Origin of the sequence: Pseudomonas sp. RC2C2 (assembly GCF_018390435.1) — a bacterium.
GTDB classification, from domain to species: domain Bacteria; phylum Pseudomonadota; class Gammaproteobacteria; order Pseudomonadales; family Pseudomonadaceae; genus Aquipseudomonas; species Aquipseudomonas donghuensis.
On the sequence record NZ_JAHBAX010000001.1, the window covers coordinates 279444 to 302058 of the forward strand.

The window sequence follows — 22615 nt, forward strand, 5'->3', positions numbered from 1 at the left end:
GACCTCAGCCCTTTTTCTGGGCGAACAGTGCATCGAGCTTCTGCTCGAACACGTGGTAGTTGATGGCGTCGTACAGCTCCATGCGCGTCTGCATGGTATCGATGACGTTCTTCTGCGTGCCGTCGCGACGCAGCGCGGTGTAGACGTTTTCGGCAGCCTTGTTCATGGCGCGGAAGGCCGACAGCGGGTAGAGCACCAGCGAGACATCGACCGACGCCAGTTCTTCGGTGGTGTACAGCGGCGTGGCACCGAACTCGGTGATGTTGGCCAGGATCGGGGCTTTGACCCGGTCGGCGAAGGTCTTGTACATCGAAAGCTCGGTGATGGCTTCCGGGAAGACCATGTCGGCACCAGCTTCGATGCAGGCAGCGGCGCGGTCCAGGGCCGCTTCCAGGCCTTCGACGGCCAGGGCGTCGGTACGCGCCATGATCACGAAACTGTCGTCAGTACGGGCGTCAACCGCGGCCTTGATGCGGTCGACCATCTCCTGCTGGGAGACGATCTCCTTGTTCGGGCGGTGGCCGCAACGCTTGGCGCCGACCTGGTCTTCGATATGAATGGCCGCGGCGCCGAACTTGATCATCGACTTGACGGTACGCGCGACGTTGAACGCCGAGGAACCAAAACCGGTATCCACGTCCACCAGCAGCGGCAGGTCGCAGACGTCGGTGATGCGCCGTACGTCGGTCAGTACGTCATCCAGGCCACTGATGCCCAGGTCAGGCAGGCCCAGGGAGCCTGCGGCCACGCCGCCACCGGACAGGTAGATGGCCTTGAAACCGGCGCGCTGGGCCAGCAGCGCGTGGTTGGCGTTGATGGCACCGACCACCTGCAGCGGGTGTTCGGCGGCAACTGCATCGCGAAAGCGCTGGCCGGGACTGCTTTTCTGACTCATGACTCACCTCGTGGGCTGGAAGCGTCCAGATAGTGACGCTCGATGTTGCGTTTGGAGGCGCCGATGTGGCGGCGCATCAAGAGCTCGGCCAGTTCACCGTCACGGTCGGCGATGGCATCGAGAATCCGGTGGTGTTCGGCGAACGCCTGGCGTGGCCGGTTGGGCGTGGCGGAGAACTGGATGCGGTACATGCGCACCAGTTGATACAGCTCGCCGCAGAGCATCTGCACCAGGGTGCGGTTGCCGCTGCCCTGGATGATCCGGTAATGGAAGTCGAAATCGCCTTCCTGCTGGTAATAGCCAAGGCCGGCCTGGAAGGTGGCGTCGCGCTCGTGGGTGTCGAGCACCCGGCGCAGCTCGTCGATCTCGGCTACGCTCATACGCTCGGCGGCCAGGCGGCAGGCCATGCCTTCGAGGGACTCGCGGATTTCGTACAGTTCGATCAGTTCGGCATGGCTGAGCGACACCACCCGCGCCCCGACATGCGGCACGCGCACCAGCAGGCGCTGGCCTTCCAGGCGATGGATCGCCTCGCGCAGCGGCCCGCGGCTGATGCCGTAGGTGCGCGCCAGCTCAGGCTCGGAGATCTTGCTGCCGGGGGCGATCTCGCCTTTGACGATGGCCGCCTGGATACGCCGGAAGACGTTTTCCGAGAGGGTTTCGCTGTCGTCTGCCACTGTGCCGGGGGCTTGGGCTGTGTCCAGCATATTGTTGACACCTCATAAATCAATGAGGGCAAAACTAGCCAAATAGACACCCATAGTCAAAGACAAAATGAATATTGTCGACAATCGTCTAAGAACGAACTTCAAGGTCCCGGTTGTTGTCTGAGTGCAGCCGCTGGCGCCAGCACACCAGCGTGATAGAATGCCGCGCCTCCCGACGGGGCACGAATAGTGTGTCTGTCATCTGTTTATGCAGGTGGCAGGTAAACGAGGAAGCTTGCGCAGTACTGCCAGTGGCCTTGACCCGAACATCGCACAGCACCGCGCCAGGATTTATGAGACTTACGCCCCTCCCCCTGTTGTTCAGCCTCTGTCTGTTGCCGGCCCTGGGCCAGGCTGCGGAAAAGACCGTGTACGGCCTTAATGAATACGCCCGCCTGGCCGATATCGACCTGGAAGTGGCGGCCAAACTCGACACCGGGGCCAAGACCGCCTCGCTCAGTGCCCGCGACATCAAGCGCTTCAAGCGCAACGGTGAGTCCTGGGTGCGCTTCTACCTGGCAATTGACGCTGCCCACTCGCATCCGATAGAACGACCACTGGCCCGCGTCAGCAAGATCAAGCGACGCGCCGGTGACTACGACCCGGACGAAGGCAAGGCCTATACCGCCCGCCCGGTGATTGCCATGAACATCTGCATGGGTACGGCCCTGCGCAGCATCGAAGTGAACCTGACCGACCGCAGCGCGTTCCAGTATCCGCTGCTGATCGGCTCCGAGGCCCTCAAGCACTTCGACGCGCTGGTCGACCCAAGCCTTAAATACGCTGCCGGCAAACCCGCCTGCGCCACTGACGCTCATACCGCAGAGTAATCCTGATGCGCTCTCTTACCCTCCATCTGAAAGTCCTGATTACCGTCCTGGTGCTACTGGGCATCCTGGTCACGGCCTATCAGATCTTCTTTCTCGGCATTCCGGTGACCGAGGATGAAACCGATGACCTGTGGAACATCGACGCCAAGGTCGAGTTCGTCGCCAGCCCCAAGGACCCGGTCAAGGTCCAGATGTTCGTCCCCCCGCTGAGCCGCGACTACGTGAGCCTCAACGAGAGCTTCATCTCCAATAACTACGGCGTCAGCGTCAACCGCGTCGACGGCAACCGCAAGGTGACCTGGTCGGCACGCCGCGCCAACGGCAACCAGACCCTCTACTACCGCCTGGTGCTGACCAAGCGCTATAGCACCGAAAAGGCCAAGATCAAGGGCCCGACCTTCCGCGACAGCCTGGCGGTCGAAGGCCCGGAAAAAGTCGCCGCCGAAGCCCTGATGGCGCCAATCCGCCAGCATTCGGCTGACGTCGAGACCTTCGTCGGCGAAACCATCAAGCGGGTCAACAACCTCAACGACGACAACGTCAAGCTGCTGCTGGCCGGCGACACCTCGTCGCTGAACAAGGCCAAGGTCATCGACCTGCTGCTGTCGATCGCCCACGTACCGGTCGAGAAGGTGCACACCATCCGCCTGGTCGCCGACCAGCCGCAAACCCCTGAACTGTGGCTGCGCAGCTTCAACGGCACCGACTGGCTGTACTTCAACCCGGACACCGGCGAGCAAGGCCTGCCGGCCGACCGCCTGCTGTGGTGGACCGGTGATGACAACCTGATCACCGTCGATGGCGGCAAGAAAGCCAACGTCAGCTTCAGCCTCAACAACAGCGAAATGAACGCCATTCGCCTGGCCAAGCTGACCGACGAGAACACCGACGCCGACTTCCTCGAATACTCGCTGTACGGTCTGCCGCTGCAGACCCAGCAGACCTTCATGATCATGGTGATGATCCCGATCGGCGTACTGGTGATCCTGGTGCTGCGCAACCTGATCGGCATCCAGACCCTGGGTACCTTCACCCCGGTGCTGATCGCCCTGGCCTTCCGCGAAACCCAGCTGGGCTTCGGCATCATCCTGTTCACGGTGATCACCGCGCTCGGCCTGTCGCTACGCTCCTACCTCGAGCACCTTAAATTGCAGATGCTGCCGCGCCTGTCGGTGGTCCTGACCTTCGTCGTGGTGCTGATTGCCGCCATCAGCCTGTTCAGCCACAAGCTGGGCCTGGAACGCGGCCTGTCGGTAGCGCTGTTCCCGATGGTGATCCTGACCATGACCATCGAACGCCTGTCGATCACCTGGGAAGAACGCGGCGGTGGCCATGCCATGAAAGTGGCGATCGGCACCCTGTTCGCCGCCTCCCTGGCACACCTGCTGATGAGCGTGCCGGAGCTGGTGTACTTCGTCTTCACCTTCCCGGCGGTACTGTTGATTCTGGTGGGCTTCATGCTGGCAATGGGTCGCTACCGCGGCTACCGCCTGACGGAGCTGGTGCGCTTCAAGGCTTTCGTGAAGGCTGACGCCTGATGTTCGGTCTCTGGAAAACCTGGAAAGCCCTGGAGGCCCGGGGCATCATGGGTATCAACCGGCGCAATGCGGACTACGTCCTCAAGTACAACAAGCGCCATTTGTACCCGATCGTCGACGACAAGATCATCACCAAGGAGCGTGCGATCCGGGCCGGCATCCATGTGCCGGAAATGTACGGGATCATCTCCACCGAGAAAGAGATCGACAAGCTCGGGGAAATCATCGGCGGGCGCAGCGACTTTGTCGTCAAGCCTGCCCAGGGTGCCGGTGGTGACGGCATCCTGGTGGTTGCCGATCGCTTCGAAGACCGTTATCGCACGGTCTCGGGCAAGATCATCAGCCACGAGGAAATCGAGCACCAGATCTCCAGCATCCTCACCGGCCTGTACTCCCTGGGCGGCCACCGCGACCGCGCGCTGATCGAGTACCGGGTCACCCCGGACCAGATCTTCAAGAGCATCAGCTACGAAGGCGTGCCGGACATCCGTATCATCGTGCTGATGGGCTACCCGGTAATGGCCATGCTGCGCCTGCCGACCCGCCAGTCCGGCGGCAAGGCCAACCTGCACCAGGGCGCCATCGGTGTCGGCGTCGACCTGGCCACTGGCGTGACCCTGCGCGGCACCTGGCTGAACAACATCATCAGCAAGCACCCGGACACCACCAACGCGGTGGACGGCGTGCAACTGCCGAACTGGGACGGCTTCATGAAGCTTGCCGCCGGCTGCTACGAGCTGTGCGGCCTGGGTTACATCGGGGTCGACATGGTCCTGGACCAGGACAAGGGCCCGTTGATCCTCGAGCTCAACGCCCGCCCCGGCCTGAACATCCAGATCGCCAACGACTGCGGCCTGACCCTGCGCACCCACGCGGTGGAGGCGCACCTGGAGCAACTGGCCAAAGACGGCCGCCAGGAGAGCGTCGAAGAACGCGTACGCTTCGCCCAGGAGCTGTTCGGCCACGTGCCGAGCTGAGTGCACATCCTGTCTGCGTCAGCCGGTCCGGCTGGCGCAGGCTGGAGACTCAATGTCGTAGTCAGCGCTAGGAGCATTTCCTACAGAGGACTACAATCGCCTCCCCGCATTCATAGCTGTTACTTGCATGCCGACCTGTACGCTCCACCCCCTGCCCTACCAGGCCGATCCCGCGGCCTACTTTGCGCGCATCCGCAAGGCGCCCGGAGCCGTGCTGCTCGACAGCGCCCGACCGACGGCCGAACGCGGTCGCTTTGACCTGCTCAGCGCCTGGCCGCTGCAGACCCTGGCACCGACGGTGGATGAAAGCGGCAGCGCTTACCTGCAGCGCCTGCGTGACAGCCTGACGCAACTGGGCCGGGCGCAGGTACCCGATGGCGTCGAATTACCGTTTGCCGGTGGTCTGATCGGTTATTTGAGCTACGATTTCGGCCGACGCCTGGAGCACCTGCCCAGCGTTGCCGTCGACGATCTGGGCCTGGCCGATGCCAGCCTTGGCCTGTATGCCTGGGCGCTGATCAGCGATCACCAGCAACAGCACAGCCAGCTGCTGTTCCACCCAAGCCTGGCCGAGGCCGAGCGTCAACGCCTGATCGAACTGTTCGAGGCACCAGCCACTGTCGACACCGCCAGCTTTGCGCTGCAGGCGCCAATGCGCGGCGATATCAGCGCAGAACACTACCGCCAGGCCTTTGACCGGGTGCAGCAGTACATCCATGCCGGCGACTGCTACCAGATCAACCTCACCCAGCGCTTTCGCGCCCCCTGCCAGGGCGACCCCTGGCATGCCTACCAGGCCCTGCGCCAGGCTTGCCCGACGCCGTATTCGGGGTTCCAGCTGCTGGCCGATGGCAGCGCGCTGCTGAGCTTCTCGCCAGAGCGCTTCATCCGCGTCAGTAACGGCCAGGTCGAAACCCGGCCGATCAAGGGCACCCGCCCACGCAGCAGCGATGCCGGCGAAGATGCACGCAACGCCGCCGAACTGCTGGGTAGCAGCAAGGATCGCGCAGAAAACCTGATGATCGTCGATCTGCTGCGCAACGACCTGGGGCGCACCTGCGAGATCGGCTCGGTAAAAGTGCCGGAGCTGTTCAGCCTCGAGAGCTACCCCAACGTGCATCACCTGGTCAGCAGCGTCACCGGGCGCCTGGCGGCCGGCAAGGACGCCCTGGACCTGATCGCCGACAGCTTCCCCGGTGGCTCGATCACCGGCGCGCCGAAAATCCGCGCCATGCAGATCATCGACGAGCTGGAGCCCAGCCGCCGGGCGCTGTATTGCGGGTCACTGTTGTATGTGGACGTGCGCGGTGAAATGGACAGCTCGATTGCCATCCGCAGCCTGCTGGTCAAGGACGGTCAGGTGTGCTGCTGGGGCGGCGGTGCGGTGGTGGCGGACTCAGACTGGCAAGCCGAATACGAAGAGTCGATCACCAAGGTCAAGGTGCTGCTCGAGACCTTGCAAAGTCTCTAAAAGCATCGCTGGCAAGCCAGCTCCCACAGGTTGGGTGGTGAACCTGTGGGAGCTGGCTTGCCAGCGATAAGGCCCCTACAGGCTCAACGACCGGTTCGAAGCCTTGATGAACTCTTTCTTCAGCGCCGTAAAATCATGCACCGCCGGGAACTGCGGGAACTCCCGAATGACGTTCTCCGGCGCATGGAACAGAATCCCCGCATCCGCTTCGCCAAGCATGCTGGTGTCGTTGTACGAATCGCCCGCGGCAATCACCCGGTAGTACAGGCTCTTGAAGGCCAGCACCGACTGACGCTTGGGGTCCTTCTGGCGCAACTGGTAACCGGTGACCCGATCGGATTCGTCGGTGATCAGGCGATGGCACAGCAAGGTCGGGAAGCCCAGCTGGCGCATCAGCGGCTGGGAGAATTCGTAGAAGGTGTCGGAGAGAATCACCACCTGGAAGCGCTCCCGCAGCCAGGCGACGAATTCAATGGCGCCGTCCAGCGGCTTGAGCGTGGCAATCACCGCCTGGATATCGGCAAGCTTCAGGCCATGCTCATCGAGAATGCGCAGGCGCTGTTTCATCAGCACGTCGTAATCGGGAACATCGCGGGTGGTGGCTCGCAGCGATTCGATTCCGGTTTTTTCCGCGAAGGCGATCCAGATTTCCGGGACCAGCACACCTTCCAGGTCGAGACAGGCAATTTCCACAGCACACTCCTCGAACAACGCCAAAAATGGGAAGCCGCACTCTACATGCGCGGCGTCGACCCCGGCAATTTTTGTTAAGATCAGGGTATTACGAGCGCCAAGCGCCACTCAACGACCGGAAGCCGCCTGATGAGCCAACCCTTCGACGTCGCCGCCCTGGCCGCGACCTACGCCAACAAGTCGCCGCAAGATATTCTCAAGCTGGCCTTCGAGCACTTCGGCGATGACCTGTGGATTTCCTTCAGCGGTGCCGAAGACGTGGTGCTGGTGGACATGGCCTGGAAGCTCAACAAGAACGTCAAGGTGTTCAGCCTCGACACCGGCCGCCTGCACCCGGAAACCTACCGGTTCATCGAGCAGGTGCGCGAACAGTACAAGCTGCCGATCGAGGTCCTCTCCCCCGACCCCAGCAAGCTTGAGCCCCTGGTCAAAGAAAAAGGCCTGTTCAGCTTCTACAAGGACGGCCATGGCGAGTGCTGCGGCATCCGCAAGATCGAACCGCTGCGGCGCAAGCTGAGCACCGTCAGCGCCTGGGCCACCGGCCAGCGCCGCGACCAGAGCCCGGGCACCCGCAGCCAGGTGGCAGTGCTGGAAATCGACAGTGCGTTCTCCACCCCCGAGCACACCCTGTACAAGTTCAACCCGCTGGCACAAATGAGCAGCGAGGAGGTCTGGGGCTACATCCGCATGCTTGAGCTGCCGTACAACAGCCTGCACGAGCGCGGCTTCATCAGCATCGGCTGCGAACCCTGCACCCGCCCGGTGCTGCCGAACCAGCACGAGCGCGAAGGCCGCTGGTGGTGGGAAGAGTCGACCCAGAAAGAATGCGGGCTGCACGCCGGCAACCTGATCACCAAGGGCTGACCTCCTCGGGCTGGCAATAGCGCTCAAGGTGCCGCTCAAGCTCCACGATCGCCTGGCGCAGCAGTTCCACCAGTTGGCTGATGCGGTGGGCCGGGGCATGCGCGGCGCAGGCCTTCTCCAGTTGGGCGCAGATGTCCAGCAGATCGTGGGCGCGGATCATCCGCGCCCCGCCCTTGAGGCGGTGCACCAGGTCGGCAAGCGCCGCCAGGTCCTTACCGTCGTGCAGCCGGTCCAGCCGCCGCAGATCCTGGCGGTTACCGCTGAGCAAATCGCCGAGCAGGGCTTTGACCTTGCCCTGGTCGCCCACGGCCAACACCAGCAGGCTGGAGATGTCCACGCCTGGCAGCACAGCTAGCGGCGGGGCCTCGACCGGCGCTGGCGCAGAACACGCCACCCCGCCCAACGCCTGCGCCAAATCATCGATACTCAAGGGCTTGAACAGGCACGCATTCATTCCCGCCGCCCGGCAGCGGGCGCGTTCGGACACCTGTGCGTTGGCGGTCACCGCCAGCACCCGGCAGGCGCGCCTGCCGGCCCGCCGCTCATGCTCGCGGATCGCCCGGGCCAGCCGGTAACCATCGAAAATCGGCATATTGCAGTCGGCAATGACCACATCGAACGGTTCTCGCAGCCAGCAGCGCAACCCCTCACCGCCGTGTTCGCACACCCGCACGCGATGGCCCAGGTAGCCGAGCTGGTGCATGAGCAGAATGCGATTGGCCGGATAATCATCCACCACCAGCACCTTTAGCGGTTTTGCCCCGCCAGCACCCTCCCGGCACCTGCCTGGCACAGTGCTGGAAGCCGAGGGCGGCAGGCAGGTCAGGCTCAACTGCAACTCGACGCGCGTACCGACGCCAATGCTGCTATCGAGCTGCAGGCGCCCGCCCATCAGTTCGCACAACATCCGACAAATGCTCAGCCCCAGGCCCGCACCGTTGCGCCCCGTTTGCCGGTTGTTGCTGGCCTGGCAATAGGGCGTCCCCAGGCGTGACAGGTCAGCCATGGGAATGCCGACGCCGGTATCTTCCACCACCAGGGTGACGGCTACCCGGTGGCGCTGGCGTTGCGTTTCAAGGCGCACACGCACTGAGCCTTCACGGGTGAACTTGATCGCATTGCTGACCAGGTTGGACAGAATCTGCTTGAAGCGCAGGGCATCGAGCAGCACGTCGCTATCCAGCGCGCCAGCGACCTCCAGATACAAGCGCAGGCCCTTGCTCTGGGCCTGCTGTTCAAACATGCGCACCACGCCTTCGACCTGCTGGCGCAACGGGGTACGCCGTGGTTCGAGCAGCAGTTGGCCGGATTCGATGCGGGTGACATCCAGCACATCGCCGAGCAACTCCAGCAGGCCACGCGCCGAGCTTGAGGCCACCTCGATGGCCAGCCGATCGAGCACACCCTGTTCGGCCTTTTCCTGGGCCAGCTCGAGCATGCCCAACAGGGCATTCATGGGCGTGCGGATCTCATGGCTCATGGTCGCCAGAAATGTCGTCTTGGCCTGGTTGGCCGCCTCTGCCTGCTCTTTGGCGGCTTGCAGCTCAGCGTACAGCTCGCTCAAGGCCCGTTCGGTGCGTTCACACTTGCGGATCGACTGGCGCAGGTAGTGAATCCATACCAGCGCCAGTGCCAGCAAGCTGCCCACCAAGGCACACGCCTGGGCGATCAGGCGCCCATTGTCGTGCCAGAAACTGTCGACTATCGCCAGCGTGGGGTTTTGCACCACCACCGCATGCGCATGAGCCTCAAAGGCGCGCAAGCCGCGGATCGCATCCGGCCAGATACCTGGCGTTACGTCATCGGCACCAGCCACTTCGGTCAGGCATAACAGGGCCAGCAACCCCAGCGCTTGCAGCAATCGAGCCTGCACACAATTGCGCAACCTAGACGAGCAGATTGCGCTTGGCGACATCCGCCAGGTCCACCAATGATTTGACCCTCAGTTTTTCGATCAGGCGGGTTTTATAGGTGCTGATGGTCTTGTTGCTCAACAGCATCGCATCGCCAATGGCCTTGTTGCTCAAGCCCCGGGCCAACTGTTGCAGCACCAGCAGCTCACGGTTGGTCAGGCTGGCGATGCATTCGGCCTCCGTGGCCCGCACATCGACCCTGCTCACGGAGCTCAGGGCAACCTCGGGAAAGTAGGTGTAGCCGGACATGACCGCATGCACCGCCTTGCTCAGTTCGCACAGGTCATCGGTTTTCGACACGTAGCCGACCGCCCCCGCCTTCATGCAGCGCAAGGAAAAGTATTCAGCCTGTTGCGAAGTCAGGATCAGAATCTTCAGCGCAAGCTTCATCGCCTTGACCCGGGCGATGACTTCCAGGCCGTCGAGCCCCGGGATGCTGATATCGAGAATCATCAGGTCCGGGCTCAACTCTCGTGCCAGCCGAACGGCATCGATGCCGTTATCGGTCTGGCCAACCACATCGAAGCGTTCGCTGACGAGCAGCAAGTTGACGCTGGAACGAATAAACGGGTGGTCATCGACGATCAAGACACTACTCATGCTTTCCCTCATACCACGACGGTGACTGGGCTCGGTTCACCCCTGGAAGGCAATCTCGCGGCGCTGTTCGCCCTCGATCAGCTCAAAGCGATAATGACGCCCGGGCTTTTTCTCGAACACGCGGACATTGCCCGGCAACACATGGTGCTTGGTCGCCGGCACACAGTCCTGGTTACCGGCGGCGCAGTCATTGAAATGATCGAGCACGATAGTGGTATTGCCCTTGTTGAGAATCAGGAAGCGCCCAGCCTGATGTTCAACCTCGGTCTGGTAGCGGCTTGCCTGGGGCCGTACGAACAGGATCGAACCATAACCGGCGAGGATATTGACCCCGACCTTGAGGGCGTCTTCATAGCGTTCGGCTTCGTCTTCGGTAATGGCAAAACCGTCGTCGACCTCCGGCAGCACCGGAATGAAACGCAAGCGGAAATAGCGCTCCTGATCGCGCTCGCCGCGGTAAAGCAGACGCACCGCCTGCATGCCATTGGCGGGGATGATCAGCCGCGCCGGGCTCACCACCAGGCCGCGCTGCAACGCCTCGCGCCCGTCCATCTCGACCTCGCGGGCCTGGCCCTGGTTGTCGTAGACCAACTCGACAACGCTGACCTTGACGAACGCCGTGGCGTCTCCCGCATTGCGAACCCGCTTGAGCAGCGTGCTTTTGTCGCCATCGAGATAGTCATAAAACGTGCCGATATTGAGCTCAGGGCCCGCGAATGCGGACCCACAAAGCAGCATCAACAGCACTGGCATTGCCAGAATTCCCTTCATGCGTACGCCTCCCTTAGGCAAATGGCCAATTAATATCATTCTCATCGAGCGGGATTAGCCGGGCAACCTGCACGACCTATAGGAAACTTCCCAAAATCAAGGAGAAACGTCTTACATCCTTTTCGGGCTTCGTGAGCCACTGGCTGTCTACAGCGCAGCATCCACTACCAGCGTGACATCGCCCTGATAGGTTTCCCCTGGATGTAAAAGCATTTGTGCGACATCAGCCTGGGACACTTCAAACAGCAGGCGCCCCTGGCGGTCGCGCGTTTCCTCGATAGTGTCGATGGTAAGTGCTGCGCCGACGCCTACCGGCAACGGCAAGTCCTCAACCAACGCACCGGCATGGCGCATGCTCGGCGGCAGGGTCAGGGCGAAGGTCAACGGCACCTGATGATCGCGACGATTGCGGATCCCGCACCGCCCGCCCATGGTGTATTCGCAGCGGGCATGGACACTGATGGCACTGGTGGTCCAGATGCGAAACGGAAGATGGCGGTACAGGCGCTGCGGCGCGGCCCCTCGGTTGCTCCAGCTGGCCCAGCCACCCGCGGGTTCAAGTACCGCCCGCTCGGAGCCGGCCGGAAACTCGATCTTCAAGGGGTGTCTGACGGTTACTTCAAAATCCAGGGTCCAATGGCTTATCGGGTAGGAACTGTTACCGGTGTCAAACTCCCCCCCTCCCGGAAAAGCAACCCTCCATGGCAATTGAGCCCTATAGACACCGTTTTTCAGTGATGTGGCAGACGGCAACTGCAGGTCGAAGGATATTCCCATTACGTGGGTCCAGTGCTCGCCTCTGGCTCCTGGACTATGATGTCGCTCACCTATCCAGCAACCAAGACTCGGGTCGATGATCGCCCCGAGGTATTCAGTGTTGAGAGATGCGGGGTTACGCGACGCCACGCCCCTACACCCTCCGTTATTTGGGTAATCCACTTCCAGATTCCTGGTAGATCTGATTCTCAGGCCGACATGGGTCGGCTTGAACTGAGCACGGAACGAATCCCCGTGCTCATTGACCAGATGCAAGGTGGTTACGTCCGGCAGTTTGAAGAAGTACCTGTTTCGTAAATCTGGGTCTTGTTGGAAGGTGGTCTTGTTGTAACTGGCCGGGAAATTGAACGTATACTTGTGTTCGTTGTACCGAGTACAGTGAACCAGCCCCGAACAGAACTCCGCCGGCGGCGTGGTATTGACGAACTCGTCCGGCCTATAGCCTGGCCGAGGGCCGGTGTATTCAAAGGTAATGTTCGCCACGTTGGCCTCGGCCTTAGCGCTGAGCAGCCCTGGCAAACCGCCCCCTGATACACCCATGAACACGGCAAACGCCGCGCCCAGGGATTTTCGCAGTCGCCGCATCACGCTTCCTCCTTCATCTGTTTCAACTCGGCCCAGGCCACATTGGCACCGGCGCAGGTCAAATCACCGACCAGCAGTACATCGTTCTCCCGCGCAAACCTGCCTTGGTCAAAACTGAGCAGGCACAAGGCATCCCCGGCTCGGCGAATCTCCAGGGTCGGCGTCGATTCGCTCATCTCGATAGCAAAGAACCCATCTGCCTCACTGACACTGCGGCTGGCGTGATTGATCACCAATGCGCCCCTGAGCGGCCGGCCTTTGGCGTCGACCAGTCGACCGATCACTGTGAGGGTCTGCATCACGCGAATCCGGTGGTACTCCACGCCTCCGCGGTTGAGGTGATACTCAAGGCTTGATGGCTGAATCACGGCGGCATGTGCATCATGTCCATCAAAATCGAAGTGCACCTGGCCAGCCTTGTAGGCCGCCACCGGGATGACATTGCGCCCGGGGCGCAGTACCGCACCATAGCCCCGATGGTCATCGGCACGCATACGCACGCCCTGCAGGTCGGACTCCACATCGACGATCAACCCCGCCTCATGGGGCAGGTACTGCCCGGACATCGCCACCTTGCCGGCGCCAACCGCCACCACGCTGTCCAGGTTCAGGCCAGCGGTCAACTCGCCGTTGTAGGAAGAACTTTGGGCATAGGCATCACCGTGCACCAGCGGGCTTTCGAACAGGGCATTGCCGCCAAAACCGGTCCCATAGCTATCCAGCGAGACAGTGCCAGCCAGGCTGCGCAAGGCGCCGTAGTCAACATCCTGCTGATAGGTCAACGAGGCATTCTGGTCGCGCTCGCCGTCACGTGACGTCCTGCTACCCAGGGTTGCCGAGATTCGCTGCCCAGGCCCCCCCAGGCTCATGCTCATGCTCAAGCTGACGCCGCGGTTACGCGCATTGCCGGAACTGCTGGTGCCGGGCCGGTCGAACAGCGACAGGCGCCAGCTGGTATCGGAGTTCAGCAGCTTACCGAAGTAGCCCCAGCCCAGATCCACGCCGGTGCCATCTGCGCCGGTACCGCTGCTATGGGACAGGCGCAGGGTGGCAGTACTTTGCCGATCGACCCTGTGGCTCAGCGATAGCGCACTCTGGCGGACCTCCTGGACACGCGTACCGGCATAGACCGTATCCATAACCTCGTCGACCCGGCGACTATCGAGCCAGGACCGGCTGTGGCTGAACACCAGCGAGCCCAACGCGTAGTTGTAGATACCCTGCAAGTCATAGCCGTTGCCGTTGTCTTCGGTATGAAACACGCTGGCATACAGCTTCAGCGGATCGAGCACATCCCAGTCCAGCGAGCCACCGTATTGCATCAGCTCGTCGATACGCTGGGTAGAGAGCCCGAGCACCACCCTGGGATGGGCCAGATAGTTAGTGAATGCACCGGCGGTGAAGCTGTCGTCGTAGGTCTGGTCCCAGTTGCTCCACAGGCTGCTCTGCTGCCCAAGGTAGATGTTGTAGCGCCAGGGAGACTCGGCGTTGCTCCAGTTACTGGGTTTGTAGATAAACGCTTCGGTGCGCGAGGTTTCCTGATTGTCTTCGATCAGGCGTACCTCCACTTCATAGATGCCGCCCGGCAACACCCGGGTATCCAGGGCCTGCAAACCAGCCTGCACGGCCTGACTGTTGATCAGTACACCGTTACGGTAGATTTCCGCGATACCGGAGCGGTTGGGCGTGACGTAGATGGGCGTTGCACTGGCCTGGCCATTGTTGAGCGCCAGGCTGTCGCTGCTACCGAGCATAAACCCGCGTGTGGTATCGGGATGATTACCCAACAGGCGCGGTTGGCGGGTGAGCCCCTGGGCGCCTGGCGTGAAATACCCCAGGCGAAAAAAATGATTGTCGTGCAGACGTTCGCCATAGAGCTGGTCGACCCGGTGCCGGGTTTGCTCGAGGTTGTCGCTGTTGCGGTCGAACTGGGCCTCGCCCAGGGCTGTCCAGTTGCCGAAGCTGCTTTGCCCCTGGACGGCATAACGTCCGGTGGTGTCGTTATCTGCATCGACCAGGTTCAACTGATTGCGCAGCAGCAAGCCATGGCTGCCACGCTCGGGCAATTGATGATAAAGCCTCGGCTGATCACTGCGCTCGGCCGCTGCGGTAAGAATCGACAACTGCGAATTCACCAGGCTGTAGTGCAAGGCCACCAACCCCTGCGGACAACTGGACAGGCAGTTGCCCAGTGACCTTGGCTCGCTGAGCTGTTCGCGCCAGCGGGAGCGCTCGGTGTCGGCGACCTGGCTCTCGAAGGTGTCGGTGAAGTCGAGCAACTGCACCTGCTCATCACGCGACAGCACGACCAGGGCATCCCCCAGGTAGCGACCATCAAGGTCGACCCTGACCGCCAATGGCACATCGAAGAAATGCTCAGTGAACTCTTGCGGCAGGCCCTGGGCCTGGGTCAGTACACCAAGGTGAGTGGACGGCCCCTGCGCATCGGCCCAGGCTGACGCCATACCCGAAAAGGCCAGACACCCCAGTGTCATTCGGATTACAGCAACTAATGGCACGTAATTGACCATGTCCATGTTTTCACAGGCAATATTCACCCCACCCCAGGCAAGTGCATGAGGAGCGGGGCGAACAGAAGGGGAAGGGAAAAACGCCAGGCTGGCGACTTACGGCGTGACGGTCTCGAACATCATGTTGATGATGCCCTGGTAGTTGCCGGGCACGTAGCCGCTTGGGCCTGCGGACTGCGCGGCGACGTCAAAACCGACCCGGGCACCCGCTGCGGCATCGGCTGCCGGGACCACCGGAGCGGAAGTGGTGGTCAAACCGGTGCCATTGACCGCTACGTCCAGGCCGATGCTGTTGGCACCACTGCTGATCACGGCCGGGCTGAGCAGGCGCGCGGAAATGGCTCCAGTGGTGCTCTTGACCTGCAGCTGTTTACGAATCGGCTCAAGCGACTCGCGCATCGGGTTCCAGGCCATGCTCTGGGGTTCGTTCATCCAGTTGCCGCCCACCGGCTCGACGTAGAAGTTCTCGGTAGGAATAGTCGCTATAACGGTGACCTGTTTCTCCAACGGCTCCACCGCAAAAACGTTAGCTGCGGCCAGCATGGCCAATGGCAGGGCCAGAAAAGTGCGTTTCATGAAGTGCTCCTCGAATTGACCTGTGAAACCGTCACAGGTGACGTGCCAACGGCGAAGTGCCCGCCGGCTGATGCCGCACCGCACAGTGCGGTTGGCGAGGAGGATTATTCGGCAGTTTTCTGACGCAAAAAGTCGGACCACTCCCAGGGGCATTGGGAAATTTCCCAAGCAATACAAACGTTAAAACGTACGCAAAAAAAACGCCCCTCGCGGGGCGCTTTGCAGCGATCAAACCGGCATCAATGCACCGGCAACTCGACACCTTCGAACAGCTCTTCAAGCTCCTGCTTGTTGTGGCAGGCGATAGCCTTGGCCATCACTTCGCGGGTCAGGTGCGGGGCGAACTTCTCGATGAAGTCGCACATGAAGCCGCGCAGGAAGGTGCCACGGCGGAAACCGATCTTGGTCACGCTGGACTCAAACAGCTCGCTGGCATCGAGCACCACCAGGTCATTATCGAGCTTGGTGTCGACGGCCATCTTGGCCACGATACCGACGCCCAGGCCCAGGCGCACGTAGGTTTTGATCACGTCGGCGTCGGCGGCGGTGAACACCACTTTCGGGGTCAGGCCGCGATGACTGAAGGCTTCGTCGAGCTTGGAGCGGCCGGTAAAACCGAACACGTAGGTGACGATCGGGTATTCGGCCAGGGCTTCGAGGGTAAGCTTGGGCAGCTTGGTCAGCGGGTGGCCTTGCGGTACCACCACGCAACGGTTCCAGCGGTAGCACGGCATCATCACCAGGTCGCCGAACAGCTCCAGGGCTTCGGTGGCAATGGCGAAATCGACGGTGCCGTCAGCAGCCATTTCGGCGATCTGCATGGGCGAGCCCTGATGCATGTGCAGGGCCACTTCCGGATATTGCTTGATGAAGCTGCTGATCACCGGCGGCAAGGCATAACGCGCCTGGGTATGGGTGGTGGCGATCGACAGGGTGCCCTTCTTCTCGTTGGAGAATTCCTGGGCGATCTGCTTGATGCTTTCAACCTTGCGCAGGATCTCGCCGGCAGTGGTAATGATGCGCTCACCGGCCGGGGTCACGCGGGTCAGGTGCTTGCCGCTGCGGGCGAACACTTCGACGCCCAGTTCGTCTTCAAGCAGGCGGATCTGCTTACTGATGCCCGGCTGGGACGTATACAGGCTCTGCGCTGTCGCGGAGACGTTGAGGTCGTGGTGCGCCACTTCCCAGATGTAGCGCAATTGTTGAAGCTTCATAGGTATCCCTCAAATCAGCTGGGCGTCACCGGCAGCAGCGACGATTTATAACTATATTAGTGGTTTGAAGAATAAATCTAGAACTATTTTAGCAGTCTTCCAGGAACCTACCTGCGCCACGCAGTTACGACTTCCTACGCCCAAGGTGTTGCGCGAGCGGCACCATATACACCGGCACTGGCGACAGCTGCAGCAAGCGCACGGCGGTGCGTCCGATCGGGATATCAACGCCAGCGCCCTGGCTATGGCTACCGAAGATCAGCAAGTCGACACTCAGGCGCTGGGCCTGCTCGAGAATCACCTGCGCCGGATCGCCCTGGCGCACGCGCACAGCCTTGATCAGGGCCAGGTCGGCCTCCTCGCCCAATTCGTCACGAAAGTTTTCCAGAACCCGCTGCTCGATATTGGCCATCACCGTGGTGACGCCTTCGCTGTGCAGTTCATCGAGGGTCTGCTCGTCCAGGTAGCTTTGCAGCAGCGATTCGGCGAACTGGCCCATGGGCTCGACCGCATGAATGACGTAGAGCTCTGCGTTGAAGGTCCGCGCCAGCGCCAGCGCGTGTTGCATGACAAAAGGCGCGTACACACCGAGGTCAGTGGCATACAGCATGGAATGGATCATTCGACCTCCTCGACTGCCATGACGGCAGAGCAAGCTTCAGCTTAGCAGCGCCAAGAACCGTCGCAGGGCCGTCCGGCGCCGAGGTTTGTCCACTAGCCCAGGGTGGGTTCGTTGCTGATCCCATGAGGCACATGGCCAGTGGCGACGACACTGCGCGCACGCTCGCAATGGCCTGCCTGGTCGTCGAAAAACACATCGGCGGCAAAGGCTTCGAGGAACGCCGATTTGTCCAGGCCACCGAGGAACAACGACTCGTCCAGACGAATATCCCACTCGCGCAGCGTACGGATCACGCGCTCATGGGCCGGTGCCGAACGGGCCGTGACCAGCGCCGTGCGAATCGGGCAGGCGCCTTCGGGGAACTCCTTCTGCAGCACGTTGAGTGCCGCCAAAAATGGCTTGAACGGCCCACCGCGCAACGGCTCGCGGGCCGACTGGCGCTCGCTGGCCTGAAAGGCTTCAAGGCCACCCAGCTGATAGACACGCTCGGACTCATCGGAAAACAGCACCGCGTCGCCGTCAAAAGCGATGCGCAGTTCGTCACTGGCGGCGCGGCGGGCACCACCGGAGAGAATGGTGGCAGCGGCGAAGCCGGCCTCCAGGGCGCTGCGTACATCATCGGCATCGGTGGACAGGAACAGATGGCAGCCAAACGCCGCCAGATAAGGATAAGGACTACGGCCGCCAACAAAGGCAGCACGGTAAATGCCCAGGCCATGGTGCTCAATCGAATTGAAGACCCGCAAGCCTGTGTCGGCGCTGTTGCGCGACACCAGCACCACCTCGACCCGGGGCTGGCCGAGGCTGGCATTCAGGCCCAGGAGTTTTTCCACCAGCGGGAAGGCGTCGCCGGGTTCGAGCACCTGGTCTTCGTGTTCGATCTGGTACTGGCGGTAGGCTTCAACGCCCTGGGCCAGGTACAGGCGGTGGCTCTCGCTGAGGTCGAACAGCGCTCGGGAGGAGATGGCGACGACCAGTTTGTCGCCGAGATTCTTGCTCATGTGCTGTATCTCCTACATACCCTGTGGGAGCTGGCTTGCCAGCGATTGGCTGCGCAGCAGCCCCGACGCTCATCAATCCTGCAAGTTATGCCGATCAATAAAGGCCAGGGCCTGATACAGCACCTGCATCTTCGGCAATTCACACCCCGCCGCCCTGGCCTGGGCCAACGGCTCGGCATAAATGGCCGCCAGTTCCAACGGCCGCTGCTGGGTAAAGTCGTGGTACATGCTCGGCCAGTAATCAGGCATCTTCTCGGTTACCGCGAACAGGTGCTCGGCATAGCCTTGCGGCAGCTCATGGCCACACGCACGCGCGCCCTGCACCACTTCGGCCATCAACGCCTGGATCAAGGCGCGGCTGTCGGCGTCGGCCATCAGCGGCGTGGTGCTGGCCTTGAGCAGCACTGACAAACCATTGTAGGGCACATTCCACACCAGCTTCTGCCAGCGGGCCTGGGCCAGGTTGGTCATCGCCTGGGAGTCGATGCCGGCTGCATGGAACAACGTCGCCCCGGCCTCGACAATGGACTGCCGGCTGTCTTCATCCGCCGCCGGACCACTGTGATAGCCAAGGTTCACCGCACCCAACGACTGGTGCCGGATCACCCCCGGGGCTTCGCGGTTGACGCAGATAAAGCACAAGCCACCGAGCAGGTGCAGGTCGGCGGGCAGCAACGGGCGCAACTGCTCTTCGACACCCAGGCCGTTTTGCAGCAGCACCACCTTGGCATCAGGCGCCGCGACCTGAGCGATCAATGGCGCAAGCTCGGCGTTGCTGGTGGTCTTGGCGCCCACCAGCAACCAGTCGCAGGGCGGCATGTCAGCGGCTTCGGCATAGGCCAAGACCGGCATCTTTATAACGCCGTGAACCGCGCTGTCGAGCTGCAACCCGTGCTGCTGAACGGCTTCGAACTCGCTACGCAGGAGAAAATGCACCTCGAGCCCGGCACGCGCCAGCATCAGGCCATAGAAGCCGCCAATGGCGCCGGTTCCGATCACGCCGATACGCGGGTTGCTCGTGCTCATCCTGCTCTCCTCAACCGTTCATTTTCTGTTCACATTTTTTACACGCAAATCATACGTCTTGCGAACCTTCACTATACTCAAGCGAACAAGGTCAAAAAATCGACACGGAGTCGAGCATGCGTGGGTTTCTGCTGCACCCGGACGACGTTCCGGTCGTACTGACCCTGCGTCAGTCGCCCAAACTGTTTCGCCAACGTCTGCACACTATCAGCCTGGGCGGAATCGCCTGCAACCATCCACGGGCCTATCGACGCGGCATGGCGGTGGAAATGCTGATCCCCTCGCTCGGCGCCGAGGCACGCTATCCCGGTTATGTGGCCTGGTGCCAAAAGCAACAGGACGGCTATCGGGTGGGCATTGCCTTCGTCGATGAACAAGCATTGTTTGGCGCGCGCATGGGCGAACAGGTGTGCCAGATCCAGCACTTCTGCCAGGCGCAAACCCAAGCCGAAAGCCCGGACGCGGACCTTGAAACCCTCGCCCAGCAATGGGTCAGCCTGCACGCCGGCGAGTTCTCCGAAGCCAGCCTTGAGGCAAGCCATACCCGGGAAATCCTCCTTCCGGGCTAAAAACCCCGTGTCTGTGGGCTTTTCCTTGCAGGAAAGCCGCCCTTGCCCATTGTCGAGCCACGGTGTAACGCGCTAAGGTTCGGCTCCCCGCTGCGTACAATTTTCGCTGCTCCGCCGCACGGGGATCGCTGGCGGCCGGCACCCGTGACCTGACGAGTAACACGATGGCTGATTTACCGATCGATGACCTTAACGTTGCCTCCAACGAGACCTTGATCACCCCCGATCAGCTCAAGAAGGAAATCCCCCTCAGCGCTACCGCCCTGCAGACCGTGACTGCCGGTCGCGAAGTGGTACGCAATATCCTCGACGGCAAGGACCACCGCCTGTTCGTGGTGATCGGCCCCTGCTCGATCCACGACATCAAGGCTGCCCACGAATACGCCGAGCGCCTCAAGGTGCTGGCGGCAGAGGTGTCCGACACCCTGTACCTGGTCATGCGCGTGTATTTCGAAAAGCCGCGGACCACGGTCGGCTGGAAAGGCCTGATCAACGACCCGTACCTGGACGACTCGTTCAAGATCCAGGATGGCCTGCACATCGGTCGCCAACTGCTGCTGGACCTGGCGGAAATGGGCCTGCCGACCGCCACCGAAGCCCTTGACCCGATCTCCCCGCAGTACCTGCAGGACCTGATCAGTTGGTCGGCCATCGGCGCGCGCACCACCGAATCCCAGACCCACCGCGAAATGGCCTCGGGCCTGTCCTCGGCGGTCGGTTTCAAAAACGGTACCGACGGCGGCCTGACCGTTGCCATCAATGCCCTGCAGTCGGTTTCCAGCCCGCATCGCTTCCTCGGCATCAACCAGGAAGGCGGCGTGTCCATCGTCACCACCAAGGGCAACGCCTACGGTCACGTGGTACTGCGTGGTGGCAACGGCAAGCCCAACTATGACTCGGTCAGCGTCGCCCTGTGCGAACAGGCCCTGGCCAAGGCCAAGATCAAGCCGAACATCATGGTCGACTGCAGCCACGCCAACTCCAACAAGGACCCGGCCCTGCAGCCGCTGGTGATGGAGAACGTCGCCAACCAGATCCTCGAAGGCAACCAGTCGATCATCGGCCTGATGGTCGAGAGCCACCTGAACTGGGGCTGCCAGGCGATCCCGAAAGACCTCAACGACCTGCAGTACGGTGTATCCATCACCGACGCCTGCATCGACTGGGAGTCGACCGAGAAGACCTTGCGCAGCATGCACGCCAAGCTCAAGGACGTGCTGCCCAAACGCCAGCGCGGCTGACAGGCAGATACAAAAACGCCGGGCAATTGCCCGGCGTTTTTATTGGTGCGTTGAACAGCAGCGCTGATGGCTGCCCTTCGCGATCCTCAGGCCTTGTTGGTGGCGTGTTTTTGCTGACGCTCCATGTAACGCTCGACATAGGAGCACGACGGGATCACGGTATAACCCATGTCTTCGGCGTACTTGAGCGCCTGTTCGGTGAGTGCCGCAGCGATACCCCGGCCACGCAACGCGTTCGGTACGAACGTGCGATAGATATCCAGGGTTTGCTTACCCAGGTCCATGTAGGTCAGGTAAGCACGATGACCGTCCACATTGGTCTCGAATTGATGACCAGCCTGGTCATGGTGGATGGACAACGCCTCGCTCATCACTACTCCTCGCGGGTCTTGTGCTCTGACCCCTACCTTACCGATGTTTTTCCGGCGAAGGAACCTCTACGCCACCCCGTGCCCCATTGGACAGCGAGAAGAGCATGGCTGTTCTCTGGCAAATGAGCACGTACAAATAGTAGGCGCCCCACGCCCAGATGCTCAAGGTGGCTGGTCGCAAATTTCACCCACTTGTGGCAAGCGGACACGGCGGCGAGCATCGGCCTGAACAGTTGCCGGATGTTGTAGTGCTATGACGAAGGATGACACTTTAAGTCACTTTTAGTTCAACAAAATACGCACTTGCTACACTTGCAAGCACCCGCGCGGGCGGCGCCTTCACAGTTTTTCTACATTAGGCTGTGGCGGACCCGGGACAGGCGCATTTTTTTGCAGTTCTTGCGCTCTGTCAGTTTACTTACTACAAGTAATGGGTACTATGTACGCCGGCCAGTTTCTCTTTCTTGAGAGATGGCTATTTAATAGAAAGTCCTTGAAGGGGAACACGATGAACAACGTTCTGAAATTTTCTGCTCTGGCTCTGGCCGCAGTTCTGGCTACCGGTTGCAGCAGCGTATCCAAAGAAACCGAAGCTCGTCTGACCGCTACCGAAGACGCAGCTGCTCGTGCACAAGCTCGTGCCGATGAAGCCTATCGCAAAGCTGACGACGCTCTGGCTGCTGCTCAAAAAGCACAACAGACCGCTGACGAAGCTAACGAGCGCGCTCTGCGTATGCTGGACAAAGCCAGCCGCAAGTAATAGTCCTTCGGGATTGTTATTGGAAGCCGACCCACTTGTGGGTCGGCTTTTTTATTGCTGCCAGAAAAGTGCAACGCCAGAAA

At 61.3% G+C, this 22615-nt stretch carries 22 protein-coding genes; 8 read left to right on the forward strand and 14 right to left on the reverse strand.

All coding sequences use genetic code 11. The features are described from left to right. Positions 1-4: 4 nt before the first annotated feature. Complete coding sequence (prpB, locus tag KHO53_RS01300) at positions 5-895, reverse strand: methylisocitrate lyase (RefSeq protein WP_010222526.1); 891 nt, start codon at positions 893-895, stop codon at positions 5-7. After that, positions 892-1602, reverse strand: coding sequence for a GntR family transcriptional regulator (locus KHO53_RS01305; protein WP_010222527.1), 711 nt, complete (start codon positions 1600-1602; stop codon positions 892-894). Before KHO53_RS01305 ends, prpB begins: the two co-directional genes overlap by 4 nt. 293 nt (positions 1603-1895) lie before the next feature. On the opposite strand from KHO53_RS01305, the gene rloA reads away from it, so the two are divergent. The 4 genes from rloA to pabB all read left to right on the forward strand — a co-directional run bounded on the left by rloA (position 1896) and on the right by pabB (position 6418). Further along, positions 1896-2432, forward strand: a complete 537-nt coding sequence (rloA, locus tag KHO53_RS01310; RefSeq protein ID WP_026001282.1) for a retropepsin-like aspartic peptidase RloA — start codon at positions 1896-1898, stop codon at positions 2430-2432. A 5-nt stretch (positions 2433-2437) separates the two neighbouring features. Then, a complete protein-coding gene (rloB, locus tag KHO53_RS01315; protein WP_010222529.1) occupies positions 2438-3970 on the forward strand; it encodes an osmotic stress tolerance membrane protein RloB in 1533 nt (510 codons plus the stop codon). Then, positions 3970-4947: an alpha-L-glutamate ligase-like protein gene (locus tag KHO53_RS01320; protein ID WP_010222530.1), complete on the forward strand. Its 978-nt coding sequence runs from the start codon at positions 3970-3972 to the stop codon at positions 4945-4947. The genes rloB and KHO53_RS01320 overlap by 1 nt, the downstream gene beginning before the upstream one ends. A 127-nt stretch (positions 4948-5074) precedes the next feature. Beyond that, positions 5075-6418, forward strand: coding sequence for an aminodeoxychorismate synthase component I (pabB, locus tag KHO53_RS01325; RefSeq protein WP_213569881.1), 1344 nt, complete (start codon positions 5075-5077; stop codon positions 6416-6418). A gap of 75 nt (positions 6419-6493) precedes the next feature. Here the strand turns inward: pabB and thrH are convergent, their stop codons facing one another. Beyond that, positions 6494-7111 (reverse strand): bifunctional phosphoserine phosphatase/homoserine phosphotransferase ThrH, encoded by a 618-nt coding sequence (gene thrH, locus KHO53_RS01330; protein WP_036996358.1) that lies wholly within the window; start codon positions 7109-7111, stop codon positions 6494-6496. A 129-nt stretch (positions 7112-7240) separates the two neighbouring features. Here thrH and KHO53_RS01335 point away from each other — a divergent pair, with 129 nt between their 5' ends. Further along, positions 7241-7975: a phosphoadenylyl-sulfate reductase gene (locus KHO53_RS01335; protein ID WP_010222533.1), complete on the forward strand. Its 735-nt coding sequence runs from the start codon at positions 7241-7243 to the stop codon at positions 7973-7975. On the opposite strand, the gene KHO53_RS01340 is transcribed toward KHO53_RS01335, so the two are convergent. The 10 genes from KHO53_RS01340 to KHO53_RS01385 all read right to left on the reverse strand — a co-directional run bounded on the left by KHO53_RS01340 (position 7962) and on the right by KHO53_RS01385 (position 19591). Then, a complete protein-coding gene (locus KHO53_RS01340; protein WP_213569882.1) occupies positions 7962-9848 on the reverse strand; it encodes an ATP-binding protein in 1887 nt (628 codons plus the stop codon). The genes KHO53_RS01335 and KHO53_RS01340 overlap by 14 nt on opposite strands. 13 nt (positions 9849-9861) lie before the next feature. Beyond that, positions 9862-10488: a response regulator transcription factor gene (locus KHO53_RS01345; protein WP_010222535.1), complete on the reverse strand. Its 627-nt coding sequence runs from the start codon at positions 10486-10488 to the stop codon at positions 9862-9864. 36 nt (positions 10489-10524) lie between these two features. Continuing rightward, positions 10525-11259 carry a fimbrial biogenesis chaperone gene (locus tag KHO53_RS01350; RefSeq protein ID WP_213569883.1) on the reverse strand — a complete coding sequence of 245 codons (735 nt, stop codon included), beginning with the start codon at positions 11257-11259 and terminating at the stop codon, positions 10525-10527. Between the two features lie 147 nt (positions 11260-11406). Next, the gene (locus tag KHO53_RS01355) at positions 11407-12621 is read right to left on the reverse strand and encodes a hypothetical protein (RefSeq protein ID WP_213569884.1); all 1215 of its coding nucleotides are present in this window, start codon (positions 12619-12621) and stop codon (positions 11407-11409) included. Further along, positions 12621-15086 carry a CS1-pili formation C-terminal domain-containing protein gene (locus KHO53_RS01360; RefSeq protein ID WP_213569885.1) on the reverse strand — a complete coding sequence of 822 codons (2466 nt, stop codon included), beginning with the start codon at positions 15084-15086 and terminating at the stop codon, positions 12621-12623. Before KHO53_RS01360 ends, KHO53_RS01355 begins: the two co-directional genes overlap by 1 nt. Positions 15087-15248: 162 nt before the next feature. Further along, positions 15249-15728 carry a CS1 type fimbrial major subunit gene (locus KHO53_RS01365; RefSeq protein WP_036996364.1) on the reverse strand — a complete coding sequence of 160 codons (480 nt, stop codon included), beginning with the start codon at positions 15726-15728 and terminating at the stop codon, positions 15249-15251. Positions 15729-15967: 239 nt separating this feature from the next. Beyond that, positions 15968-16942, reverse strand: coding sequence for an HTH-type transcriptional regulator CysB (cysB, locus tag KHO53_RS01370; protein WP_010222540.1), 975 nt, complete (start codon positions 16940-16942; stop codon positions 15968-15970). 124 nt (positions 16943-17066) lie between these two features. Next, positions 17067-17564, reverse strand: coding sequence for a universal stress protein (locus KHO53_RS01375; RefSeq protein ID WP_010222541.1), 498 nt, complete (start codon positions 17562-17564; stop codon positions 17067-17069). Positions 17565-17656: 92 nt separating this feature from the next. Then, the gene (locus tag KHO53_RS01380; RefSeq protein ID WP_100782382.1) at positions 17657-18565 is read right to left on the reverse strand and encodes a 5'-nucleotidase; all 909 of its coding nucleotides are present in this window, start codon (positions 18563-18565) and stop codon (positions 17657-17659) included. A gap of 72 nt (positions 18566-18637) precedes the next feature. Beyond that, on the reverse strand, positions 18638-19591 hold the full coding sequence (locus KHO53_RS01385) for a putative 2-dehydropantoate 2-reductase (RefSeq protein WP_036996367.1): 954 nt from the start codon (positions 19589-19591) through the stop codon (positions 18638-18640). A 116-nt stretch (positions 19592-19707) separates the two neighbouring features. Between KHO53_RS01385 and KHO53_RS01390 the strand changes: the two genes are divergently transcribed. Next, positions 19708-20160, forward strand: coding sequence for a PilZ domain-containing protein (locus tag KHO53_RS01390; protein WP_010222544.1), 453 nt, complete (start codon positions 19708-19710; stop codon positions 20158-20160). A gap of 164 nt (positions 20161-20324) precedes the next feature. After that, a complete protein-coding gene (locus KHO53_RS01395) occupies positions 20325-21401 on the forward strand; it encodes a 3-deoxy-7-phosphoheptulonate synthase (protein ID WP_010222545.1) in 1077 nt (358 codons plus the stop codon). Between the two features lie 86 nt (positions 21402-21487). Here the strand turns inward: KHO53_RS01395 and KHO53_RS01400 are convergent, their stop codons facing one another. Next, positions 21488-21772 (reverse strand): GNAT family N-acetyltransferase, encoded by a 285-nt coding sequence (locus tag KHO53_RS01400; protein ID WP_010222546.1) that lies wholly within the window; start codon positions 21770-21772, stop codon positions 21488-21490. 508 nt (positions 21773-22280) lie between these two features. On the opposite strand from KHO53_RS01400, the gene oprI reads away from it, so the two are divergent. Continuing rightward, positions 22281-22532 (forward strand): outer membrane lipoprotei OprI, encoded by a 252-nt coding sequence (gene oprI, locus KHO53_RS01405; protein WP_003259780.1) that lies wholly within the window; start codon positions 22281-22283, stop codon positions 22530-22532. Positions 22533-22615: the final 83 nt, after the last annotated feature.

What these genes read in the sequence shown, in the direction of transcription:
- KHO53_RS01355 (WP_213569884.1), bottom strand. Translation starts at nt 12,621, where the DNA reads ATGCGGCGACTGCGAAAATCCCTGGGCGCGGCGTTTGCCGTGTTCATG.
- KHO53_RS01395 (WP_010222545.1), top strand. Translation starts at nt 20,325, where the DNA reads ATGGCTGATTTACCGATCGATGACCTTAACGTTGCCTCCAACGAGACC.
- rloB (WP_010222529.1), top strand. Translation starts at nt 2,438, where the DNA reads ATGCGCTCTCTTACCCTCCATCTGAAAGTCCTGATTACCGTCCTGGTG.
- KHO53_RS01305 (WP_010222527.1), bottom strand. Translation starts at nt 1,602, where the DNA reads ATGCTGGACACAGCCCAAGCCCCCGGCACAGTGGCAGACGACAGCGAA.
- KHO53_RS01365 (WP_036996364.1), bottom strand. Translation starts at nt 15,728, where the DNA reads ATGAAACGCACTTTTCTGGCCCTGCCATTGGCCATGCTGGCCGCAGCT.
- KHO53_RS01400 (WP_010222546.1), bottom strand. Translation starts at nt 21,772, where the DNA reads ATGAGCGAGGCGTTGTCCATCCACCATGACCAGGCTGGTCATCAATTC.
- KHO53_RS01375 (WP_010222541.1), bottom strand. Translation starts at nt 17,564, where the DNA reads ATGATCCATTCCATGCTGTATGCCACTGACCTCGGTGTGTACGCGCCT.
- KHO53_RS01360 (WP_213569885.1), bottom strand. Translation starts at nt 15,086, where the DNA reads ATGGCGTCAGCCTGGGCCGATGCGCAGGGGCCGTCCACTCACCTTGGT.
- KHO53_RS01345 (WP_010222535.1), bottom strand. Translation starts at nt 10,488, where the DNA reads ATGAGTAGTGTCTTGATCGTCGATGACCACCCGTTTATTCGTTCCAGC.
- rloA (WP_026001282.1), top strand. Translation starts at nt 1,896, where the DNA reads ATGAGACTTACGCCCCTCCCCCTGTTGTTCAGCCTCTGTCTGTTGCCG.
- KHO53_RS01335 (WP_010222533.1), top strand. Translation starts at nt 7,241, where the DNA reads ATGAGCCAACCCTTCGACGTCGCCGCCCTGGCCGCGACCTACGCCAAC.
- cysB (WP_010222540.1), bottom strand. Translation starts at nt 16,942, where the DNA reads ATGAAGCTTCAACAATTGCGCTACATCTGGGAAGTGGCGCACCACGAC.
- prpB (WP_010222526.1), bottom strand. Translation starts at nt 895, where the DNA reads ATGAGTCAGAAAAGCAGTCCCGGCCAGCGCTTTCGCGATGCAGTTGCC.
- KHO53_RS01390 (WP_010222544.1), top strand. Translation starts at nt 19,708, where the DNA reads ATGCGTGGGTTTCTGCTGCACCCGGACGACGTTCCGGTCGTACTGACC.
- KHO53_RS01350 (WP_213569883.1), bottom strand. Translation starts at nt 11,259, where the DNA reads ATGAAGGGAATTCTGGCAATGCCAGTGCTGTTGATGCTGCTTTGTGGG.
- pabB (WP_213569881.1), top strand. Translation starts at nt 5,075, where the DNA reads ATGCCGACCTGTACGCTCCACCCCCTGCCCTACCAGGCCGATCCCGCG.
- KHO53_RS01380 (WP_100782382.1), bottom strand. Translation starts at nt 18,565, where the DNA reads ATGAGCAAGAATCTCGGCGACAAACTGGTCGTCGCCATCTCCTCCCGA.
- oprI (WP_003259780.1), top strand. Translation starts at nt 22,281, where the DNA reads ATGAACAACGTTCTGAAATTTTCTGCTCTGGCTCTGGCCGCAGTTCTG.
- KHO53_RS01385 (WP_036996367.1), bottom strand. Translation starts at nt 19,591, where the DNA reads ATGAGCACGAGCAACCCGCGTATCGGCGTGATCGGAACCGGCGCCATT.
- KHO53_RS01320 (WP_010222530.1), top strand. Translation starts at nt 3,970, where the DNA reads ATGTTCGGTCTCTGGAAAACCTGGAAAGCCCTGGAGGCCCGGGGCATC.